This is a genomic window from Gluconacetobacter asukensis, assembly GCF_014174375.1.
Classification (GTDB): domain Bacteria; phylum Pseudomonadota; class Alphaproteobacteria; order Acetobacterales; family Acetobacteraceae; genus Gluconacetobacter; species Gluconacetobacter asukensis.
Map to the genome: position 1 here is coordinate 24,379 of NZ_JABEQE010000016.1, position 21,481 is coordinate 45,859.

At 65.4% G+C, this 21,481-nt stretch carries 19 protein-coding genes and 1 riboswitch; of the genes, 8 read left to right on the plus strand and 11 right to left on the minus strand.

Annotated elements, in window-relative coordinates:
* Nucleotides 1–31 precede the first annotated feature (31 nt).
* Complete coding sequence (locus tag HLH35_RS15605; RefSeq protein ID WP_408870134.1) at nt 32–2,164, minus strand: TonB-dependent receptor plug domain-containing protein; 2,133 nt, start codon at nt 2,162–2,164, stop codon at nt 32–34.
* Between the two features lie 98 nt (nt 2,165–2,262).
* Nucleotides 2,263–2,481, minus strand: a riboswitch (cobalamin riboswitch).
* 160 nt (nt 2,482–2,641) lie between these two features.
* On the opposite strand from HLH35_RS15605, the gene HLH35_RS15610 reads away from it, so the two are divergent.
* Nucleotides 2,642–3,259 (plus strand): histidine phosphatase family protein, encoded by a 618-nt coding sequence (locus tag HLH35_RS15610; RefSeq protein ID WP_182980026.1) that lies wholly within the window; start codon nt 2,642–2,644, stop codon nt 3,257–3,259.
* Here the strand turns inward: HLH35_RS15610 and HLH35_RS15615 are convergent.
* Nucleotides 3,210–4,514, minus strand: coding sequence for an Nramp family divalent metal transporter (locus HLH35_RS15615; protein WP_246385155.1), 1,305 nt, complete (start codon nt 4,512–4,514; stop codon nt 3,210–3,212). The two genes, HLH35_RS15610 and HLH35_RS15615, sit on opposite strands and share 50 nt — an antisense overlap.
* A 321-nt stretch (nt 4,515–4,835) precedes the next feature.
* On the opposite strand from HLH35_RS15615, the gene HLH35_RS15620 reads away from it, so the two are divergent.
* From HLH35_RS15620 to HLH35_RS15640, 5 genes are all read left to right on the plus strand, one after another.
* Nucleotides 4,836–5,288 carry a hypothetical protein gene (locus HLH35_RS15620; protein ID WP_182980028.1) on the plus strand — a complete coding sequence of 151 codons (453 nt, stop codon included), beginning with the start codon at nt 4,836–4,838 and terminating at the stop codon, nt 5,286–5,288.
* 371 nt (nt 5,289–5,659) lie between these two features.
* Nucleotides 5,660–5,899 carry a FeoA family protein gene (locus HLH35_RS15625; RefSeq protein WP_182967937.1) on the plus strand — a complete coding sequence of 80 codons (240 nt, stop codon included), beginning with the start codon at nt 5,660–5,662 and terminating at the stop codon, nt 5,897–5,899.
* 33 nt (nt 5,900–5,932) lie between these two features.
* Nucleotides 5,933–7,777 (plus strand): ferrous iron transport protein B, encoded by a 1,845-nt coding sequence (feoB, locus tag HLH35_RS15630; protein WP_182980029.1) that lies wholly within the window; start codon nt 5,933–5,935, stop codon nt 7,775–7,777.
* Nucleotides 7,774–8,010 carry a DUF6587 family protein gene (locus HLH35_RS15635; RefSeq protein WP_182980030.1) on the plus strand — a complete coding sequence of 79 codons (237 nt, stop codon included), beginning with the start codon at nt 7,774–7,776 and terminating at the stop codon, nt 8,008–8,010. The genes feoB and HLH35_RS15635 overlap by 4 nt, the downstream gene beginning before the upstream one ends.
* 123 nt (nt 8,011–8,133) lie before the next feature.
* Nucleotides 8,134–9,012 (plus strand): slipin family protein, encoded by an 879-nt coding sequence (locus HLH35_RS15640; protein WP_182980031.1) that lies wholly within the window; start codon nt 8,134–8,136, stop codon nt 9,010–9,012.
* A 98-nt stretch (nt 9,013–9,110) separates the two neighbouring features.
* Here HLH35_RS15640 and HLH35_RS15645 read toward each other — a convergent pair whose 3' ends face one another.
* From HLH35_RS15645 to HLH35_RS15670, 6 genes are all read right to left on the minus strand, one after another.
* Entirely contained in the window at nt 9,111–11,450 is a 2,340-nt protein-coding gene (locus HLH35_RS15645; protein ID WP_182980032.1) for a TonB-dependent receptor family protein, read from the minus strand.
* Between the two features lie 100 nt (nt 11,451–11,550).
* Entirely contained in the window at nt 11,551–11,766 is a 216-nt protein-coding gene (locus HLH35_RS19780) for a hypothetical protein (RefSeq protein WP_220790718.1), read from the minus strand.
* Entirely contained in the window at nt 11,759–12,856 is a 1,098-nt protein-coding gene (locus tag HLH35_RS15655) for an ABC transporter substrate-binding protein (protein ID WP_182980033.1), read from the minus strand. The genes HLH35_RS19780 and HLH35_RS15655 overlap by 8 nt, the downstream gene beginning before the upstream one ends.
* A gap of 8 nt (nt 12,857–12,864) precedes the next feature.
* Nucleotides 12,865–14,109, minus strand: coding sequence for an SfnB family sulfur acquisition oxidoreductase (locus HLH35_RS15660; RefSeq protein WP_182980034.1), 1,245 nt, complete (start codon nt 14,107–14,109; stop codon nt 12,865–12,867).
* A 36-nt stretch (nt 14,110–14,145) separates the two neighbouring features.
* Nucleotides 14,146–15,351 (minus strand): acyl-CoA dehydrogenase family protein, encoded by a 1,206-nt coding sequence (locus tag HLH35_RS15665; RefSeq protein WP_182980035.1) that lies wholly within the window; start codon nt 15,349–15,351, stop codon nt 14,146–14,148.
* A 13-nt stretch (nt 15,352–15,364) separates the two neighbouring features.
* A complete protein-coding gene (locus HLH35_RS15670) occupies nt 15,365–16,600 on the minus strand; it encodes an acyl-CoA dehydrogenase family protein (protein ID WP_182980036.1) in 1,236 nt (411 codons plus the stop codon).
* A 224-nt stretch (nt 16,601–16,824) separates the two neighbouring features.
* Here HLH35_RS15670 and add point away from each other — a divergent pair, with 224 nt between their 5' ends.
* A complete protein-coding gene (gene add, locus HLH35_RS15675) occupies nt 16,825–17,847 on the plus strand; it encodes an adenosine deaminase (protein ID WP_182980037.1) in 1,023 nt (340 codons plus the stop codon).
* A 10-nt stretch (nt 17,848–17,857) separates the two neighbouring features.
* Nucleotides 17,858–18,763: a delta(1)-pyrroline-2-carboxylate reductase family protein gene (locus tag HLH35_RS15680; RefSeq protein WP_182980038.1), complete on the plus strand. Its 906-nt coding sequence runs from the start codon at nt 17,858–17,860 to the stop codon at nt 18,761–18,763.
* A 20-nt stretch (nt 18,764–18,783) separates the two neighbouring features.
* Here HLH35_RS15680 and HLH35_RS15685 read toward each other — a convergent pair whose 3' ends face one another.
* From HLH35_RS15685 to HLH35_RS15695, 3 genes are read right to left on the minus strand one after another with little or no spacing between them, the layout of a single operon-like run.
* Nucleotides 18,784–20,193 (minus strand): cryptochrome/photolyase family protein, encoded by a 1,410-nt coding sequence (locus HLH35_RS15685; RefSeq protein ID WP_182980039.1) that lies wholly within the window; start codon nt 20,191–20,193, stop codon nt 18,784–18,786.
* A gap of 46 nt (nt 20,194–20,239) precedes the next feature.
* Nucleotides 20,240–20,449 carry a hypothetical protein gene (locus tag HLH35_RS15690; protein ID WP_182980040.1) on the minus strand — a complete coding sequence of 70 codons (210 nt, stop codon included), beginning with the start codon at nt 20,447–20,449 and terminating at the stop codon, nt 20,240–20,242.
* Nucleotides 20,450–20,496: 47 nt separating this feature from the next.
* Nucleotides 20,497–21,477 (minus strand): NAD(P)H-dependent flavin oxidoreductase, encoded by a 981-nt coding sequence (locus tag HLH35_RS15695; protein WP_182980041.1) that lies wholly within the window; start codon nt 21,475–21,477, stop codon nt 20,497–20,499.
* Between the last annotated feature and the right edge of the window lie 4 nt (nt 21,478–21,481).

Below are 21,481 nucleotides of genomic sequence, written 5' to 3' on the forward strand. Positions count from 1 at the left end.
CGCGGAGCATCGAGCCCAGGTCCGCATCCCGTCAGTAGGACAGCGTAAAGCCGCCATACCCGCCACGCCCGGGCTGCAGATAGCCGATCGGCTCCTCATATTGCCTGTTCAGCAAATTATCCGCATGGGCGTAGACCGAAACAAACCGGTTGATCTTGTAATTGGCCGCGATGTCGATCGTGACATAGCCATGCCCCTTGGCGCAGATGCTGCATGTCTCGCTGCCGATCACCGGCAGGTCACGCCAGCCGCTGGTATAGAGGATGTTGCCCGAGAAGGTCAGATCCCGGATCGGCGTCCATGTCGTATTGAAATTGAACTTATGCTGCGGGCGCTGCTGCAATTCCGTATGCAGCGTCTCGTCCCGCGCATGGGTCCAGGTGTAGCTCAGGTTGAATTCCAGGTCGCTGCGGGCCTTCCAGTTCAGAAAGGCCTCCACGCCATACATGCGCGCCTTCGCCACATTCTCGTATGAATAATTGTAGTTATACGAAGAGTCGATCGACAGGGACGACTGGATCAGGTTCCTCACCCGGTTGTCATACCAGGTGGCGCCGAATTTCAGGCGCTCATGCAGCAGCTTCTGTTCGACACCGGCATCATAGCCGATCAACTGTTCCGCCTTCAGGTTCGGATTGCCTTTTTCCGAATACCCCACGCCGACCTGATTGGCGAAGAGCTGATACAGCGAAGGCCCATGGAAGCCGGAGCCGGCGCTCGCCTTGATGATGGTCCCGGTCCCCGGCACATGGATGGCAGGCGCCACCCGCCAGGTCACATGGTTGCCGTAGCGCGAGTTGGCATCATAGCGGATATTGGCCGCACCATAGAGGATGCGGTTCCAATTCCCCTGATACTGCCCATATCCCGCCGTCGTATCCATGCCGGCCGAATTGTTATACCCGCTGTCCCACATGCTGGACGCGGTATGGCTGGTGTTGAAATTATCGTGGAAATGTTCGGCACCGATCAGGAACTGCCCATACTGCTTCAGGTCGAAGGTCCCATGCCAGTCGATCTTCAGCCGGTCGGAACGATAATAGCTGGGGTCCGGATTGAGCGGGCTGCCATAGCTCGTGCCGGTCTCCGTCCAGCGATTGCGGTTGGTCATGTATCCCAGCCCGATCACCTGGTCGAACAGCCCGTTGAACGACACAAGATGCGCCGTGCCGCGCACGATCGCCTCATTCTTGTTGTTCTGCTCACGCACCCCGGACGCCCCATACAGGTTCTCGCTCTGCAGGTCGTACACCGAATAGGAATGATAATTCGACTGGATCAGGCGCGCCGTCAGGCCCAGGTCGAACGTCCGGGTCACATCATATCCCAACCGGATATTCGCGCTCCGATTGTCGTTGCGGTTCCCTTCGCTCCGTTGCTGGCGGTCGGCACCGTAATACCGCTCGATATAGGATGGGATATTGTTGAACCCATCCATGCGGTAATGGGACAGCGCGACATTGTAATGAAACCGCCCCTTGCTGCCACGCGCACCCAGCACCTGGTTGAACGTGCCATACTCCCCACCCTCGAGCCGGACGAACGGCGCAAAGCGCCCCTGCCCCTGCGCGGTGGTGATGTCGATGACGCCCGCCATGGCATCGGCACCATACAGGCCGCTCTGCGGCCCGCGCAGGATTTCGATCCGCCCCATGCCATCGGTCACGAACTGTCCAGCATCGAACGCACCGCTGGTCGAACTGCCATCATTGATGTCCATGCCGTCCAGCCGGACCTTGACCTCGTTCGAATTGTTCCCGCGCATGAAAATCGAGGTCGTGCCGCCGAACCCGCCCGTCTGCACGACATTCAGCCCAGGCTGCCGCTCCAGGATATCCGCCAGGCCACGGCGCTGCTGGGTCTGGATCTGCTGTTCGGTCACGATCGTCACGCTGGAGCCGATGTCATCAACGCTGACCGGGCGGCGGGCGGCACTGACCGTAATGGTCTCCCCTCCATCCCGCTGCTTCAGCGCGACATGGTTGCCGACAGCCGCGACCGGGCGCGTCGTCGCGGTAGCCGGACGGACGGGAGGAACCTTCGCCGGCACGGGCGCGGACGGCACCTCCTGCGCCAGCGCACCGGACAGGCCGACGGCGGTAAACAGCGTGGAGAAAAAAAGAATCGAGCGAAAATCGTGCATCAGGACCGTTCTCGTGACCATGCGCGGCTGCCACGAGACCACGGGCCACGATCCGCCATCCGATGCCGTGATGACGTCCCTGTCCCGTCCGCCAGATCACCCCGCCTGACGGTTCCCGGTCGCAACCAGTGCTGACGGCAGGTCTCCTGGCTCGCGGTTGTCGTTCCGCATGGCCTTCCCGGGTTGAACGAAACCCCAGTGGCCCCGGGCCATGACGCCCGGCGATGCGTGAACATGCCGCCTACAGTTGCGGGGACAGCCACAGGCTTGGGCCTTCTGGCCCGCACTGTGTTCCCTTTTAATCCTCGTTGAGAGGAACCATCGCGCCCTTCATAGAATCTGAGCCCCGCCTGTCAAGAAAAACGCATGGCCAGCTTCAATAGAACCGCCACACTTCGTCCCAGGCACCACGACATGAAATGGCGGCGAAACTCCCTCGTCCCGCGCAATTGTTTCTTTTCCCTTGATCGCCTGCGCCCGATCCCGATTGATCGGGTCATGACCGCTCCCCCCGCCGCTCCGACCGATACCCACTGGCTGCTCCTGGCCCGCCACCCGCCCGTGGCGATTGCGCCAGGCACCTGTTACGGCCGGCTGGACGTCGCCTTACGCCCCGGCTGGGAACGCCATGCCGACGGGCTGGCGGTGCTGGCGCGCGGCGCGGCACTCCGCGTGATCCACAGCGCGCCGGCCGCCCGCTGCCAGATGGTCGCCGGGCGGCTGGCCACCACGACCGGCCTGCCGTTGCGGATCGACCCACGCCTGGCAGAACTGGATTTCGGCACGTGGGAGGGCCAGCCGTGGGCGGATATCGACCGCGCGGCGCTGGATCGCTGGGCGGCAGACCCGGAAGGGTTCGCCCCCCCCGGCGGCGAGAGCGGCGCGGCCCTGCGCCGGCGCGCCCTGTCCTTCTGGGCCGACCTGCTGCACGAGGGGCAGCCGGCCGGAATCATCGCTCATGGCGGTCCGTTGCGCCTGTTATGGGCGCTGGCGCGCGGCAGGGCGCCGGACCTGCTCGCCTCCCCGCCGCCGCAGGGGGGCGCCGGCCTGTTCCCCCTGCCGGCCGTCAGCCGGTCAGCACATCCCACAGCAGCTTGCCGTTCAGCCCCAGAATAATCAGCGCCACCCCCCAGGACAGGACGGCAACCGGGCGGGAGATGGCAAAGGGCCCCATCATCCGCCGGTCGGACACGAACCAGACCAGCGGAACGACGGCAAACGGCAATTGCAGCGACAGCACCACCTGGCTGAACACCAGCAGCCGGTCGACGCCCGCATTACCGTACAGGGCCGTCACCACCACCACCGGAACGATGGCGATCCCCCGCGTGACCAGCCGCCGCGCCCAGGGCGGCAGGCGCAGGTCCAGGAACCCTTCCATCACGATCTGCCCCGCCAGGGTCCCGGTCACGGTCGAATTCATCCCCGCTGCCAGCAACGCCACGGCGAACAGCGTGGCGGCAGCCCCCAGCCCCAGCAGGGGCGAGATCAGGCGCCAGGCCTGCCCGATATCGGCCACGTCGCGATGCCCGCTCTCATGAAAGGCGACGGCGGCAACGATCAGGATCGCGGCATTGACGAAGAACGCCATCATCAGCGCCAGCGTACTGTCCCAGGTCGCCCAGCGGATCGCATCGCGCCGCCCGGCCTCCGACCGCTCATAGGCCCGGCTCTGCACGATCGAGGAATGCAGGTACAGATTATGCGGCATCACCGTCGCCCCGATGATGCCGATGGCAACGTACAGCATCCCCGGGTCGGTCAGGATCTCCGGCCGGGGCACCAGCCCCCGCAGCACCGCCGCCACGGGCGGGGCCGCAGCCACGATCTGGATCGCGAAACACACCGCAATCACGCTCAGCAGCCCGATCACGAAGGCTTCCAGCGCACGAAACCCCCGGTTCATCAGCATCAGCACCACGGTGGCATCCAGCGCGGTCACCACCGCGCCCAGCAGAAGCGGAATGCCGAACAGCAATTGCAGCGCGATCGCGGTGCCGATGACCTCGGCCAGGTCGCAGGCGATGATCGCCGCCTCGCACGCCACCCACAGCATCACGGCCACCGATGGCGCGAAACGGTCGCGGCAGGCCTGTGCCAGGTCGCGCCCGGTGGCAATGCCCAGCCGCGCCGACAGGGCCTGCAGCAGGATCGCCATCAGGTTGGACAGCATGATGACCGAGAGCAGCGTGTAGCCGAACGCCGAACCACCGGCCAGGTCGGTCGCCCAGTTGCCCGGGTCCATATAGCCGACCGACACCATGTAGCCCGGCCCCAGAAACGCCAGCAGCCGCCGCCAGCCGACCGCCCCCGGCGGAACCCGTATCGAAGCGCTGATATCGTCGGGGCGCGAGGGCGATGCCGCGCGCATCCTGCCGCCACCACCCTTCACGCCGATGGATGCATCCACACCAGGGAAACGATCAGACATCGATTGGAACGCCCTCCGCCGGAAACGGGATTACGGACCGCCTATGGCCCAGCCTAGGACCGGACGAGAGGAATATGCAACATGCTATATGATGTGGCCGAGGCAATGTGACCAGACGCACAACCCGCTGCCCCCGCCGGGTTTTCCGTCCCTGCCGCATCGCGCGAATCCGATCGGGCATCACGCACATTGTAAAATCCGTGAGATCAGTCTTGAGTGAGGAGCCGCCACCGGCACGCACCCTGTCGAGGAGGATGCAGCGTGAAGAAATTCCTGTCCGCCGGACTGACTCTCTACGCCCTGGGCCTGCACACGGCGGTTTGCGCGACGCCCGACCCGGCAGCCATGACGACCGGACAGGTCACCTTCATGATGAAGGAGATCGGAGTCGGCGCCGGCTACACCTGGGGCACCGGCCAACTGGTCTATGGCGGCCGGTCCTACGACTTCACAATTTCCGGCGGTGGGCTGGGCAGCCTCGGATATTCCTACATCAAGGGCCACGGCACCGTGCGCAACCTCGCCCGCCTGCAGGATTTCGACGGCACCTACTGGGCCGTGCAGGCCGAAGCGACGATGGGGCGAGGCCTGGGCAGCAAACTGATGGAAAACAACCACCAGGTGGATATCGACCTGACAGCCGCCACCGCCAGCGGCGCCCGCCTGTCGGCGGAAGCCATGCGGATCACGCTCCACCTGCGTCCCCCCGGCTGAGAGGCTGGCCGGCAATGCGCGCTGGTGGCGATCCGGCGCGCGTTTCCTGCGCTTCGCTGCTCACGGCCATCAAGGCCGCTCCGCTGCGATGCTCGGAAACACACGACGGCCGTGCCGCTGCGCGGCACTCTCGCTCACCAGCCCACATTTCCGACCAGCCTCTGCGAGGCGACACGCTGTTTCAGAAGCCCTGCTGGCGGCGGCCGTAAGGCCCGTCTCCCCCGCCCGGCTGCTTTTCAGATCTTACGATCCCCGCATGGTCCCCCATCCCGCCCCGAGCGGGTGGAATGCGCCCGGCACAATGGACATCGGCACACTTAAATATTAAGTATTATTCTCAACTGAACCTCACGTGCCGAAACGGACCCGGGATGCGACTGAACGAACTGAAACTGGGGGGCAGCGCCATCATCGACCATGTGGAAGACCACACGGCCGGCGACCCGGTCGCCGAACGGCTGCGCGCCCTGGGTTTCGTGCCGGGCGAGCCGATCCGGATCGTGGCCGTGGGGCCGATCGGCGCCGACCCGATCGCGGTCGGCATCGGCTTTACCCGCTTCGCCCTCCGCCGTGCGGAAGCGTCGCGCGTGCTGCTGCGCGACGCGGCCTGATCCCCCGGGCCCCCGACATGAGCCTCCTCTGACATGAGCGTCCTCAACGCCGCCCTGGTCGGCAATCCGAACTGCGGCAAGACGGCCCTGTTCAACCTCCTGACCGGCAGCCGGCAGAAGGTGGCGAACTATGCCGGCGTCACGGTCGAACGCAAGGTCGGACGGCTGACCACCCCGGGCGGGCTGGCGGTGCGCCTGCTCGACCTGCCGGGCGCCTACAGCCTGGTCGCCACCAGCCCCGACGAGGCCGTGACGCGCGACGTCTGCGCCGGCACCTATCGCGGCGAACCCGCGCCGGAACTGCTGGTCTGCGTGCTGGACGCCACCAATCTGCGCCTGCACCTGCGCTTCGCGCTCGAGGTCCGGCAGATGGGCCGGCCGATGATCCTCGTGCTGAACATGATCGACGCGGCAAGGCGGCAGGGCATCGCCATCGACGTGCCGCGCCTGGCCGCCGAATTCGGCGCCCCCGTGGTCACCGCCGTCGGCATCCGCCGCAATGGCGGGCAGGAGGTCCTGCGCGCGCTCGACCTGCCCCCCCCGCCTCCGCCGCCCGCCCTGCCCCCGGGCAGCGATTTCCATGCCGAGGCCCGCCGCATGCTGGCCGACTGCGTCGCCCGCCCGTCACGGCTGGGCATGGCGCTGGAAGAGCGGCTGGACCGCTGGTTCCTGCACCCCGTCTGGGGCATGGTGATCCTGTTCGCCCTGATGTTCGTCATGTTCCAGGCCGTCTTCTCCTGGGCCCAGCCGGTGATGGACCTGCTGGATGCCGGCACCGCAGCCCTCGGCCAGGCCGTCGGCACCGTGCTGCCCGACGGCCCGCTGCGCAGCCTTATCGTCGACGGCGTCATCGCCGGCGCGGGCAGCGTGGTGGTGTTCCTGCCGCAGATCCTCATCCTCTTCCTGTGGATCCTGGCACTCGAGGAATCCGGCTACCTGCCCCGCGCCGCCTTCCTGCTGGACCGCATCATGGCCACGGCAGGGCTCAGCGGCCGGTCGTTCATCCCCCTGCTCTCCAGCTTCGCCTGCGCGGTGCCCGGCATCATGGCCACGCGCACGATCCAGAACCCCCGCGACCGGATGATCACGATCCTGATCGCCCCGCTGATGACCTGCTCCGCCCGGCTGCCGGTCTATACGCTGCTGATCGCGGCCTTCGTGCCCGAACGGCGGATCGGCGGCCTGTTCAACCTGCACGGGCTGGTGCTGTTCGCGCTCTACCTGGCCGGCATCCTCAGCGCGCTGGTCGTGGCCCGGGTGCTGAAGAACCGCGACCGGCAGGAGGAACATCCCCTGCTGCTGGAACTGCCGGCCTACCGGCTGCCCAACCCGCGCGACCTCGCCCTCGGGCTGAAGCAGCGCGCGGTGATCTTCCTCTCACGGGTAGGGTCGATCATCGTCACGGTCAGCGTCCTGCTCTGGGCGCTCGCCAGCTTTCCCGCCCCGCCGGCCGGCGCCGTCGGCCCCGCGATCGAATGGAGCCTGGCCGGCCGGATCGGCCACTGGATGCTCCATGTCATGGCGCCGATCGGCTTCAACTGGCAGATCTGCGTCAGCCTGATCCCGGGCCTGGCAGCGCGCGAGGTCGCGGTCAGCGCCCTGGCCACCGTCTATTCCCTGGGCGCCACGGATGGCGACGCCGCCCGCCAGCTCCAGCCGCTGCTGTCGGCACATTGGAGCCTGGGCACGGCCCTGTCGCTGCTGACATGGTATATCTTCGCGCCACAATGTTTTTCAACCCTCGCCGTAATCCGGCGTGAAACCGGGTCCTGGCGTATGGTAGGCATAACGGCAGGCTATCTGTTCGCCATGGCCTACGGCGCCGCCTTCATCGTCTGGCACGCATCGCTTCTTCTGGGTTGGGGGGGCAGTCCATGATCGAAACCATCGTGATCGTCACCATCGTCACGGCCTCCGCGCTCTACTGGGTGCGCCGGCTGGTGCCCGCCAGCCAGGGCATGTTCTGGCGCGGCAGCGCGGACATGCTGCGCGCGGTCCACGCCCCGCGCGCGCTGCGCGACCGGGCCGCGCAACGGGCCCTGCAGGGCGACAAGCCCCCTTCCGGCTGCGGCGCCTGCACCAAATGCGGCGACGGCGGCGGCTGCCACTGAGAAGACCGGGCCGGCCAGAATCTCCTCAACCGGAGCCCCTTGAACCTGCAGGGGCACATGCCAACGTCACGTGCCGGCCGTCTGGCGGCCTGGCCGAGGATATATGTCCCGGGGGGATGGATCATGAATGCCATCACGCTTGTCCTGTCGGCGGCGCTGCTGCTGGCCGGCGCCCTGCTCGCGCGCGAACAGGGCCTCTATCACCCGATCATCGCCCTTCCATTCGTCGTCCTGTCGGCATTGACGTTCCTGTCGCTGCGGATGGCCAATGTCTGGCAGAAATTCGTGGTGCTGCGGATGGGCCGCCTGCAAGGCGTGCGCGGACCGGGCCTGTTCATGATCATCCCCGTCATCGACCGGATCGTGGCGGTGATCGACGAGAGGATTCAGACCACCGCGTTCAATGCCGAACAGGCGCTGACCCGCGACACGGTGCCGGTGAATGTCGATGCCGTGATCTTCTGGCACGTCCGCGACGCCGAGGCCGCCGCCTTGCGGATCACGAACTACCGCGAGGCCATCGACCGGGTCGCCCAGACCTCGCTGCGCGAAATGATCGGCGCGTCCATGCTGGCCGCGCTGCTCTCCGACCGCCGCTCTTCCAATGAGCAGTTGCGCGCGGAAATCGGCGCCAAGACCGCAGCCTGGGGCATCGACGTGATGTCAGTCGAAATCCGCGACGTCGCCATTCCCGTGGCATTGCAGGACGCGATGTCGCGCCAGGCCCAGGCCGAGCGTGAAAAACAGGCCCGGATCATCCTGGGCTCGGCAGAGGCCGAGGTGGCGAGCCGCTTCGTGGATGCCGCCGAGGCCTATGCCGGCCACCCGGCCGCCCTTCAATTGCGGGCCATGAACATCATCTACGAAACGACCAAGGAGCGCGGGGCCACGATCCTGATCCCCACTTCCATGATCGACAGCATGAACCCAGCCTCGGCCCTGATCCTCGCCAACGTCGCCGCCCAGGGGGCGGCCACGTCGGTGCGCACCGCCGCCGAGTGACATGGATTCCACGCGGTTCGGCTAATTTCTGTCCTTAATCAGGTCGGGGACAGCTTGTCAGCCTGTGCCATTTTCCGGGGCCGCCTCTCGAACCGGGTTCAGTTGAAACTGACATCAACACCGGCAAAGACGCCGAAACCGTCTCCGACCAACTCGGCAGCTGCATCCCCCTTCGTCGACGTGTAAACGGGAACCACACCCATCGCGTAATGCTTGTTGGCAAGGTTATAGAACTGAAGATAAACGCGACGGCTCTTCTGCGGCCAGAGATAACCGAGTGTATAGCTATAGATATGATACGGCGCCGTTCTCGCTCCATTGTCGTAGGATGCGACGATTGAAGACGCTGCCTCGACATCGAACGTGGTATAGAAACCGTTCTTGAAGTCCGCGTGCAGTTCACCCTGATAATAATGCTCCGGCACACCGGGAAGACGATTATGACCGAAGACCGGATCATGATTGTAATGGAAATCCGACCATGTGTAGGATTGCATGTAGGTAATGGCGTTCCCGTTCCATTTGAACAACGTGCCATTTATTCCAGCTTCGACACCCTGATGAGTCGTGCGCGAGGCGTTGGTGAAGACCGCACTGTTATAGAGCTGCGAGACCGCCGTGACCGCCGAGAGAAGCTCGTTATGCACGGCCGAATGGTAGTAGGAGACACTCCAGTGCTGGCCCCTGTATGTCCCGTCCGAGCCGACCTCGAAGGTCGTCGCGGTCTGCGGCTCCAGCTTCTGCCAGCCTTCGGTCTGCCCCTGCGCGAGACCGGAGGTGTAATGCGTGCCCGAAAGGAACTGCCAGTCCTGCGCGGACTGAACGCTGCGGCTCACATTGCCATAGATACGGATATCCGGCGTAAGCTGGTAACGGAATCCGCCACGCGGCGCAAAATTCAGCGGCGCCGTGCTGAAATGATTCTGAACCGGATAGACCACCGACCCGGAACGTGGATCGTAGCTCAGTCCGCCACCGGCCGTCAGCCAGAAGTTCCTGAAGATTTCGGTATTATTGCTGACATGGAATACCGTGCTGCTGCCACCCAGCTTCTGCTTGGTGAGGAGCGTGCCCACCGGCACGGTGGGATAGGCGGCCTGCCGGCGAACCAGGTTCATGAAGTTGCTTCCCGGCAGGTCACCTGTCGCGTAAACACCGGCGGTCGTCTCGGATTTATGACCAAGTATCGTGTCGTTTCGATTATAGTTTATGACGCCGCTCAGATAAAAGTTGTTGTAGATTGACGCGGTATTGCCGAGCTGGTGATCCATTGGCGCGTCGATATAGGTCGCCCCGATGACGACGCGGGAGGCATCGTCGATGCGGACAGTCGTCCGATTGCCGAAATACTTTGTTCCAGGCTCGATCGTATAGGTTCCCCAGGTGCTATAGGGATATTGGGCCTGTTTCGGATTCTCCCTGACCTGCGCGCGCGTCAGATAATAGGGATTGCCCTCATAGGTCTGGCGGTAGCGGAAGAAGAAGCGCGTATCGACCGAATCATTAAAGCGGTAGCCGTAGTTGAAATTGATGCCGAACGAAGTCGCCTTCGTCTGGTCCTGGTAGCCGGCACGATATGAGTTCGTGACACTGATATAGTAATCCGATTTGCCGATGACCTTGCCGGAGGAAAGCTGCTCCTTCACATAGCCGAAGCTGCCCGCTTCGACGCGTGCCTGATAGGTCTTCGCGTCGTAGCCAGTGAAACTATGGAAGTTGATCAGGCCGCCGAGCTGGAGCGAGCCGCTGTCGAGCCCGTTACCACCACGCAGGACCTCCGTATACTGGATGCCCAGCGGCTCCATGAGTTCGTTGAACGAGCCGATGGGCGTGGTCGCCGGCAAGTCGTCGAACAGCACGATGACGCCGGCACGCGTCGCGTTCGCTCCAACCTGGAGGCCAGACCCGCGGATGGACAGGCGGAGATCGTCCGAGCCGGCCGGGGCCTGCGCGTACACACCCGGCTGATAGCTCAGCAGATCGGCGGAAGTCGCGTTGCGCTGTTTGAGCACCATCGCGGAATCGATGATGTTGGTCCCACCGGGGATCGAGAGAAGCTGTGCGCCTGCCCGCCGGATCGGGGCCAGACGGGCAGCCGTCACGTCCACCTTCTCCGCGTCCGACGCGCTGGCGCCCCCCATATACATGCCGCCCATGTCGTCATCCGCAGCGTTCACGGCATTCGCGGCCTTCACAGCCGGCCCGGCCTTGCCCGACGAAGCCTTGGCCACAGGCTTCTGTGTCACGGCCTTCGCCGGTGTCGCATTCGTCCCACGATGATGGCCGTTCGTCTGAACATTCGTCCGGGTCGCATCCGCCGACTGGGCACGGGCCGCGTCAAGGCTTTCAAACGACACCGAGCCCAGCAGCAGCGTCGCCAGCGATGTCGTCACCGCATGTCTCATGGTACCGTAACGGGTCCTGTCCTGATAAGGCATGATCTGTCCTATTTGTAACATCTTTGTCCTGGTCTCTATTCTTCTTCCCTGAAGGACAGCCGACATCGGTCCGCCCATCGGGCACCGCGCGAAGCAATGCTCACCGCGCGAATTCCTCGCCATGCCCAAGGGCAATCAGGATGTCCCGCCGAGGCGCAATGAAGGCCGGGTCGCGCCTCCAGTGACCACCCATCGCCAGCCCGGCCACAACCCACGCCAGCCCGCTGACAAGGCCCGGCCACCGCGGGCGGAAGACAGGCCGTACGAAAACCGGCAGGGCAGCACTGCCGACCGCCTGCCCGGTCAGGTCAGACATGCGCCGCCTCCCCTTTTGTCACGTCATCGACAATGCCGCGCGCGAAACGCTGCGGGTCGAGATCGGGGCTCATCACACCGATGGTCTTGAGCTGCGCCGCGTAGAACGCCACCTCGGCCGCAAGATCATGACCCAGCGGATGCATATGGTGCGTCTGCATCCGCAGGACGGCGGCAATATCCTCGACCGGCGCCTTGACCGCACCATATTGCGCAAAGGCGCGCGCCACCTGCATCGGATCGGCGGCGCAGATTTCCGACGCCTGCACCATGGCATCGGCCAGCGCCAGCACGGCCGGCCGGTCGCGCCGCAACAGCATATTGCTCGCCGCTACCACGCAGCATACCCGCCCCTGCCAGGGCGCGGACAGGTTGGACAGGATCTCCACCAGATCCCCGCCCGACCGGCGCTGCGCGAGATACATCAGCGGATCGGAATCGGCGTAGGCCTGGATATCATTTTTCAGCAACGCGGCTTCCAGCAGCGGCGCCGGATAGACACGCCACGTCACATCCCGCAAAGGGTCCACGCCATTGCTCTTCAGCAGCAGGGCGAACGTATTGTAGGCAAAGCCGGTCGCATCCGCGATGCCGATGGTCTTGCCGCGCACGCTGGCGATATCATCCGTCACCCCGGCGCGGCGCGAGCCGACCATGCGCATGCAGCCGCCATGCGTTCCCGCAACCAGCTTCAGGTTGAACCCCTGTTCCAGCGGCTTGATGAACTGCATGATCATGCCGGCACCCAGATCGACCTTTCCGGTCGCCACCGCCTCCAGCAGGGTCGGGGTATCGGTCCAGTTCGTGAATTCGACCTTCAGCCCACGGTCGCGATACAGCCCGATCTGTTCGGCCAGGATCAGCGGCGCGACGCAGGGCGCATTCACCGGCAGCGACAGCCGCACGATGCGCAGCCCGTCCGCCGTGCGCGGCAGCGGGCGCGCGCCGGAATGCCGGGCCGCCAGCACCGTGCCGCCCGCCACGGCGGCCAGCGCACCCAGCACGACGGCCCGCCGCCCCCAGCGCACACCCGCTTCGGGCGGCGGCTCGACGATATCGTCGACCGAACGGTCATCCGATGGATGGGACATGACGCGCCTCAGCTCCAAGGATGCAGCGGCGGCCTGCGGCCATTGAAGTAGTAGTCGCCGACGATCGCGTATTTCCACCGCACCGGGTCATGCAGCGTGTGGGCCCGCGCATTGCGCCAGAGCCGGTCCAGCGCCAGCGAACGGTCGGTCGATGCCGTACCCCCCAGTTCGAACAGCCGGTTCGTACTCTCGATGGCGATCTCGGTCGTCAGGATCTTGGATTCCGCGACCGCGATCTGCGCGGCAGCCACCGAATCCGGGGTGGGCTCATCCAGCGCCACGTCGATCGCCCGGCCTGCCACGTCCAGCAGTGCCCGGGCCGCACTCAGCCGGACATGCAGCCCCCCGAGCGCATGAATCGTGTAAGGGTCATCACGCGCCCGCTCGGCGGCACTGTCCACCCAGGCACGGGTCCGCGTGCGGACAAAATTCTCGGTCTCCGCAATCGCGGCTTCCGCCAGCCCGGCATCGATCGCCGACTGGATGAATTGCGAAATCGCGCTGTCCGTCGTCGGGTTTTCAGGAAGATAGGCCTTCCAGGCCGCAACGACCCGCCGTTCCGGAACCCGCACATTCTCGATCAGGACCTTGCCGCTTCCGGTACCGCGCTGACCGAACGACGCCCAGTCGTTGATGACGGTCAACCCCGGCGCCGCACGATCGGCAATGGCCAGCCAGCTCCGCTCCTCCTCGTCCAATGCCACGATCTGCACCAGATCGGCCGCAAGCGCGCCGCTGGCATAATGCTTGACGCCATTGACGACCACATCGCGCCCATCCCGCACGAAACGGGTCTTCAGATCGCTTACGGTGCGCGTGCCGGTTTCGGAAAAAGCATTGCCAAAACGCCTTCCGGCCAGAATTTCAGCGAACAGATCCGCCTTCTGTTCTTCAGTCCCGGTGGACCGAATAACCGCCACCGTGGCCAGATGATTCTGCGTCAACTGGCCGATCGACGAATCCGCCGCCGAGATCAGCCGGATCACGTGCCCCACCGTCACATAGGACACATCGGCGCCGCCATAGGCGCGCGGCACGGTAACCCCCCACAGGCCCGAAGCGGAATAAAGGTCCAGTTCGGCAGAAGGAAACAAATCCCGGCGGTCACGCTCCACGGCCCCTTCCGCGATCCGCGCCGCGACATCCCGCGCAATCGCGATCGCCTCTTCATCGTCGCGGATCACATGCGCCGCAGGCCGGGCAGCCGGCGGCGGAACCACGCCGCCGTCACCGACAACTAGGGGAATGCTCATGCTTATTATCCGTATTCTGTCCCGTAAGTCGGGAAATCAGGAAGCCAGGACCCTCTGCCCGGCCTTGCGGCGAACCAGTTCTCCATGCGGCGCGTGAATCCGCCCGCACAACGCGTCCCGATGACATCGCTCCAGCGGATTGCGCGCGTTCAGCCCCGCATTCCCCGCCAGCGACAGCAGATGCAGCGTCAGATCCGCCGCCCCGTCGATCACCCGTGCCTTGATGACGGCCGCGCCACGATCGGCCGCCTCGGCCCTGCCGGCGGCGACGTCTCCCGCATACAGGTCGAGAAGCATCCGGTTCTCGTCCAGCGCCAGCACCACCCTGCCAACCGCATCCTGGACCGAGGGCAGCGTCGCCAGCGGCTGGCCCAGATTCGACGGCACGCGCCCGCGCAGAAAGCCCACCGTCCAGTCCAGGCCGGCGCGCACGATCCCGTCATACAGCGCCCCCAGCAGGCCGGTATTCCACCGCATCATGCCGCCGAGCACCGGATGCCTCGCGTCGCTTTCGACCAGATCCGTGACATCTCCGGCAGGGACGGCAACATCACGGAATTCGACCTCGTGACTATGCGTCGCCCGCATGCCCACATGGTCCCAGTTCCGATGCACGATCACCCCGTCCGCCCGCGCCGGCACCAGGAACAGCCCGACGCGCGGCGCGGGCTCGTCGGTCCGGGCCCGCACCAGCAACCATGCCAGTGCCGGGATGCCCGTCACATAGGCCTTGCGCCCCGTGATCCGCCATCCGTCCGGCATGGCGGTGGCCACCGTCTCGGGCAGGCCACCATAGGAGGCCGAGCCCAGATCGGGCTCCGCCAGCGCGGCATTGATCAGCCCCGGCCGCCGGACATTCTCGTCCTCAAGCCGGGCCGCCAGCGCCTCCGGCCACCCCGCCCGCGCCGCAATCGTCGCATGAACCATGTAATGATTGACGATCACCAGCGCGGTGGAGGGGTCCCCCTGCGCCAAGCTGCCGATCACCGCCTGCGCCGTCGCCAGCGATCCGCCCAACCCGCCCGCTTCCCCCCAGCTGGGCAGCGCCATCAGGCCGGAAGCAATGAAATCGGCGATATCGTCGAACGGAAAGCCCGCATCCCGATCATGCCCGGCCGCCCGGTCCGCCAAGAGGCCGCGCAGCGATGCCGCCCGCGCCAGGATCGCATCCTGGTTCGCGCCACCCACCTGTTCCGCACTCTCACCCCTGGAGACGACGCGGGACGTCGGAATCGAAATCATGAGGCTACCCGCGTCATGCCGGCACCCCGCCGGCCGCCGCATTCTGGCGCTTCAGCCCTTCGAGATAAGGCGTCCACAGCCGCGTCCCATTCAGCGCAAGGTCGCCCAACTCCCTCTGGCGCTGCGCCGCCGGATTGTGAGAGGCCAGGACACGGGCATTGCGCCAGTGCCGGTCATAACGCCGCGTCTCGCTGGTGGCGGACGCCCCTCCGACCTCGAACAGCAGCGTCGCCGCCTCGAGCGTCTGCCCGACGATGATCTGCTGCGCCTTGAACGCGATTTCCTGCGCGGTCTCGATCGCCGGATGGCCCGTCTCGCCCTTCTCCCAGAACGGCTCGGCCACCGCCAGCGCGTCGGATACCGTATCGACCAGGGCAGCGGTCGAGAACGCCAGCGCCGACAGCCGCCCGACCACGCCCTGGACCACCGGATCATCCTTCTGGATCACCTTGCCCGGCACGCCGAACAGGCGCGTCCGGGGCCGCACGAATTCCAGCGCGTCACGCAGCACCGCCTGCGCAATGCCGGCCAGCGCCGTGTTATGAAACTGCTGATAATAAGCCCCCAGATAATCCGGGGCGGGCAATTCCGTCAGCGGGGTCTGGTCCAGGATCTGGGCGGCGGGAACGGCAACATGGTCGAAGATCGTCGTCCCGCTGCCCGTCAGGCGCTGCCCGAACCCGTCCCAATCGTCGATCCGGGTCACGCCGGGGCTGTCGGCCCGCACGGCCGCATGGACACGCGCGGTCTCATTGGCTGCCCACACCACGATCCAGTCGGCGTAGAGCGTGCCGGTGGAGTAATATTTGGTGCCGTTCAGCACCCAGCCCTGGGGCGTCTCATGCAGGGTGGTCTTGATGACCGTCTCATCGTTCCGCTCGGCCATCGCCGCGCCGAACAGCGCACCGTCATTGATCACGTCGAACCAGGAACGTGAGTCCGATGCCTTCTGACGCCGCCCCTCGATAAAGGCAAAATGCGCCCGCACGATCTGCGGAATGTTGGAATCCGCCGCCGCCAGCCCGCGCAGGAGCGCAAACGTCTCACGCAGCGAGGCCCCCAGCCCCCCGGCCTCCTTCGGAACGCGCAACCGCCCGAAACCGGCATCCAGCAGGGCACGCACGGGCGCGCGCGCCAGTTCACGGTGCTGCTCCCGCTCCACCGCCCCCGCCGCGATCTCGGCAAAAAGCGGAGCGTAACGCGCCTCGAGCGATGGTTCGCGCGCACTCTCAAGGGACGACTGGGTCATGCCTCAATTCACCATTAAAAAACGTTATTATGCGCAGCGTAATTCACGAATCGTCCGTTGTATAGTTGATTTTATTTTCACTATCTATTGTAGTGATAAATGACCAAAGCACGGCAATCGGTCCACGACCGTCTCGTTCCGTCACCCAAAAGAAAGACGTGCCGTCAGCCGCACGACGGGGCATCATCGGCCGCAATGGCCCCGTCCCGATGGAGTGAGACGCAATGACCGGCTCGATCGCCGCCTTTATCGACGCCCTGCCCAAGGCGGAACTGCATGTGCATCTGGAAGGCACGCTGGAGGCATCGCTCAAGATGGAGCTGGCCCACCGCAACGACCATCCGCTGAAGGACAGCAGCGCAGAGGCCATCCGCGCCGGCTACACCTATCACGACCTGCTGTCCTTCCTGAACCTCTATTACGAGGGCGTCGAACTTCTAAGGACGGAACAGGATTTTTACGATCTGTGCTATCAGTATCTCAGGAAGGTCGCCTCCCAGAACGTCCTCTATGCCGAGATGTTCTTCGACCCGCAGCTTCACACAAGGCGCGGCATTCCCTTCGCGACCGTCATCACCGGCATCACCCGCGCCCGCAAGGCCGCCGAACGCGATTTCGGCATCCGCTCGCAGCTCATCATGTGCTTCGTGCGCGAAATGAGCGCGGAATCGGCCGACGAAACCTTTACCCAGGCCCTCCCCTATCTCGACGACATCATCGGCGTCGGGCTCGATTCCTACGAGACCGGCAATCCGCCCGCCAAGTTCGCCCATGTCTTCGCCCGCGCCCGCGCAGCCGGTCTGCATGTGACCATGCATTGCGACCTGGACCAGGAAAACACACACGAACATATCCGCCAGGCGCTCGACGACCTCGCCAGCGAGCGGATCGACCACGGGCTGAACGTGCTGGACCGCCCCGAACTGGTCGCCCGCGCCCGCGAACGGGACATCGTCTTCACCATCTGCCCGTCCCCCAACGACGTCATCCGCCCCGGATGCGGCCGGCGCGACCTGCGCGGCATGCTGGATGCCGGGCTGCGGATCACCATCAATTCCGACGATCCGGGATATATGAACAGCGCCTACATGACCGAATGCCTGCGCAGCGCGCAGCAAACGGCGGACCTGACACGGGCGGAACTGCTGGCCATCAGCCGCAACGCCTTCGATTCCGCCTGGATCCCCGACGCCGAACGCCGCCAGTATCTCGACGCGCTGGATCGCTTCGCAGCCCTCCAGGCCTGAAGGTCACGCCATGCACATCTTCTCGGCCGCGCAGACAGCCAGCCTCCTCCCCTTCCCCGAACTGGTCGACACCCTGCAGGACGTCCTGCTGGAGTACGCCGCCGGACAGATTCAATGCCCGGAACGCATGGTCCTCGACACGGCGGATGCCAGCGGCCACCTGCTCTGCATGCCCTCCGTCGCCAGCGACATCATGGCGACCAAGCTGATCACGCTCTTTCACGGCAACCGCACGCTGCCCGTCATCCAGGGGCAGGTGACCTGCTGCGACGCACGCGACGGCGCGTTCCTCTTCACCCTCGACGGGCCCGAAACCACAGGCCGCCGTACCGCCGCAATGTCGATGCTGGCTATCCGCCTGCTGCACCGCACGGCGCCACACCAAATCCTGATCATCGGCACCGGCACGCAGGCACGCGGCCACATCAACGCCCTGCGCGCCCTCCACCCCGACGCATCCATCCGCATCCGCGGCCGCAACCCGGCCGCGGTCGCCACCCTCTGCGCCACTCTCGACCCGACCGGCCACCATGTCCGCCCCGAGGCCCCCGGCGACGCCGAAGCCGCGGATGTCGTCATCACCACCACCAGCAGCCACGACATCATCTATGATGCAGCCTCCCGCGCCGGCCGCCTGGTCATCGGCGTCGGCGCCTACCGGCCCGAAATGATCGAAATCGGCCCGAACCTGGTCCTGAACAGCCGGCTCTTCGTCGACGATCCCGTCGGCGCACCGTCCGAGGCCGGCGACCTGATCCAGGCCGGCGTGGACTGGCAGACCGTCCACCCCCTGGCCACGTCCATCCACACGCCCCCGCCGCCCGACATGCCGGTCCTCTTCAAATCGGTCGGCTGCGCGGCGTGGGACCTGGCAGCCTGCCGCCTCGCCCGCCGCCTGGCAGAGAGCGTGGAATAACGAACCCGCCAGCCGGGTCGCTACCCATCCGCCTGGCCGCGCAACGCGCGCCAGGCGGCCAGGGCCCGCTCCCGCGCCGCCTCATGCACGACGATCGGCGCCGGATACCCCGCGACACCGCCCGCCAGCCACGGCGCATGGATCTGCGTATCGGACAGCCCCGCCAGTTCCGGCACCCAGGTGCGGATATAGGCGCCGGACGGGTCGAATTTGCGCGACTGGATCAGCGGATTCATCATCCGGAAGAAGGGCGCAGCTTCCACCCCGGTTCCGGCGACCCATTGCCAGTTCATGCCGTTGCTGGCCGGGTCGTAATCGACCAGCGTGCGCGCAAACCAGCGCTCGCCCTCCCGCCAGTCGATCAGCAGATGCTTCACCAGGAACGAGGCCGCAACCATGCGCACGCGGTTATGCATCCAGCCGGTCCGCCATAACTGGCGCATGCCCGCATCAACCAGCGGGTAGCCGGTCCGCCCGCGCTGCCACGCACGCAACCCGTCCGGATCGCGCCGCCACGCCATGGCATCGAATTCCGGACGCAGATTGCGCGACGCCAGATCGGGGCACGCAAACAGCACCGACCACGCGAAATCCCGCCACCCCAGTTCCGCCATGAATTTCGCCAGCCCGGCGGCGCGCGGCTGCGCAACGGCCGCCTGCCGGATCTGCGCGGGCGTGATATGCCCCCAGCACAGGAAGGGCGACAGGCCAGAAGTCGCCGGCCGCGCCGGAAAATCCCGATCCCGCGCGTAATCCTCCAGCGGACCGTCCAGAAACTGCTCCAGCGCCTCCCGCGCCGCAGCCTCGCCCGGCGTCCAGGCCTCCTCCAGCCCCTCCGTCCAGCCGGTCGCCCGCATCTCGCGCCCGACGGCCCCCACCTCCGCCGTCGGCGGCAGGCCAGCCGGGTCCAGCGTGGCAAACGCAATCCTCTCCGGCGCCGGCAAGGGCGGCCGCTCATGGCCCATCTGGCACGCCGCACGCCAATAGGCGCCAAAGACATGATAGGGCTGCCCCATCCGGGTGCGGATCGTCCACGGCTCATGCAGCAGCGCACCCGCAAAACTATGGGCCGGGGTGCCCTGCTCCTTCAGCATCGCCTTCAGCCGTGTATCCGTCTCCCGTCCTTCGGGGTCGTAGCGCCGGTTCCAGAACACCGCCTGCGCCCCGGTCGCCGCAACCACCGCCGGCAGAACCCGGATCGCCGGCCCGTGAAAAACATGCAGCCCCCCGTCAAGCGGCCGGAGCGCGGCATCGAACGATTCCAGCGCCCGGCCCAGCCACCAGCGCGCTGCAACCTGCCCGGCTGCATCGTCAAGAATATGGATGCACAGCACCGGCGCTCCGGTTTCCACCGCCGCCGTCAGCGCCGCATTATCCGCCAGACGAAAATCATGGCGAAACCAGACGATCACCGGAGCTGTCACAATCATCCGATCCTTTCGGGCAGCCTCCACCCGTCAGGTCAGATACCAGCCCCTACAGCGCTTTCAAACCCGTATCGATCTTTTCCAGGACCTCGTCCGTCATCACGCCACCCGAAAATTTCGCCAGCGTCTTCAGTGACAGGCCCTTGGCCATCCCGATCTGCGGATGTTTGGAGAACCCGGGCAGAACCGTTTCGACAACCGCCTTGGCCTGCTCATCGGCAAGAATCTCACGAACGGTCGAATTGATGGAAAACGACATGCCAGACACCTTTCAGATCCTATCGATCAACCCGAAAACCCTACCCTTTAACCACCCGCACGCACATGGTTCCCCTTCAACGCACGATCTTCTTCCGCCAGCAGGGCGAGCGTGTCCCGATATTCCCGCCGCAACCGGGCAATCAGCGTCGCGGCCGGCACAACGGATTCGACCGCGCCGATCCCCTGCCCCGCCCCCCAGATATCCCGCCACGCCTTCGCCCCGCCGCCCGAGAATGTCGACACGTCCATGCGCGACGGATCGGACAATGCGAGATCATGCGGGTCAAGACCGGCCTCGCGAATGCTGGGGGCCAGATAATTGCCATGCACACCGGTAAACAGGTTTGAATAGACGATGTCTTCAGCAGATGATTCCACGATCATCCGCTTGTAGCGCGGGTCGGCCGCCGCCTCCTCCGTCGCGATGAACGCCGAGCCGATATAGGCCAGGTCAGCCCCAAGCGCCCGCGCCGCGACAATCGCGCGGCCGTTCGCAATGGCACCGGACAGCGCGAGCGGCCCATCGAACCACGCCCTGATTTCCTGCACCAGCGCGAAGGGCGATTGCGTTCCCGCATGTCCCCCCGCTCCGGCGGCCACCGCGATCAACCCATCCGCCCCACGCGCCACCGCCTTTCGCGCGAACTCATTGGTGGTCACATCATGCAGGACGATGCCGCCATATTCATGCACCGCATCATTGACCTCCGGCCGCGCACCAAGCGACGTGATGACAACCGGCACCTTGTACCTGACCACCAGTGCCAGATCCTCGTCCAGCCTGGCATTGCTGCGGTGAACAATCAGATTGACGGCAAACGGCGCATCCTTCCCGGTCAGGGACGATGTCAGGCAGTGCAGCCATTCTTCCAGAACCGGCGCCGGTCGCGCATTCAGCGCGGGAAACGATCCCACTACCCCGGCACGGCAACAGGCCAGGACCAGTTCGACGGTCGAGACAAGAAACATGGGCGCGACGATAGCCGGCAACGCCAGCCTGCCCTGAAACGCCATCGGCATGGACATGCCC